The sequence below is a fragment of the Bacillus sp. LR--39 genome (genome assembly GCF_053613335.1).
This window is the reverse complement of sequence record NZ_JBSIOT010000878.1, coordinates 1-708: the sequence shown is the minus strand read 5'-3', so window position 1 is coordinate 708 and position 708 is coordinate 1. Positions and strand designations below refer to the sequence as shown.

1 protein-coding gene and 1 pseudogene are annotated in these 708 nt (G+C 46.6%); both read left to right on the top strand.

Annotated features, from left to right (window positions below):
* Positions 1–80 (top strand): hypothetical protein (locus ACWHAR_RS27190; RefSeq protein WP_452088446.1); only part of this gene is annotated, 80 nt, incomplete at its 5' end.
* Positions 81–260: 180 nt separating this feature from the next.
* A pseudogene (gene pucI, locus ACWHAR_RS27185) lies at positions 261–708 on the top strand (allantoin permease); the annotation flags it as partial.

Here is a 708-nt window from a genome sequence, read left to right as displayed (position 1 = left end):
GAATCATTATGATTATAGCGGGCGGAGCAAGCCTGTTAATGGCTGTGAGATTTGCTGCATTAATGAAAACTGCATCTTAAGAAAGAGACGGGCTCTGAGGTCTGTCTCTTTTTCTTGTTTAAGCTGTTCAAATACAAACGGGAAAATTGTATATCATAGCCAGTGTTATTGTCTGACTCTTCAGTTATATTAAGTGACATCTAATGTCAAAAAACATAACGTGTGACGACATATAGACAATATGGAAAGGGGAGCCGGCTATGAAATTAAAAGAGAGTCAGCAGCAATCCAACAGGCTGAGCAATGAAGATCTGGTGCCTTTGGGACAGGAAAAACGGACGTGGAAAGCAATGAACTTTGCCTCCATTTGGATGGGATGTATACATAACATACCGACCTACGCGACCGTGGGAGGATTAATTGCGATCGGCCTTTCGCCTTGGCAGGTGCTGGCGATCATTATTACGGCATCACTTATCCTATTTGGCGCTCTTGCCTTAAACGGCCATGCGGGGACAAAATACGGGCTGCCGTTTCCAGTGATCATTCGGGCTTCTTACGGGATATACGGCGCGAATATCCCCGCGCTTCTAAGGGCGTTTGCAGCTATCATGTGGCTTGGCATCCAGACCTTTGCGGGTAGCACGGCACTGAACATTTTGCTTTTGAATATGTGGCCGGGCTGGGGAGAAATTGGCGGCGAGTGGA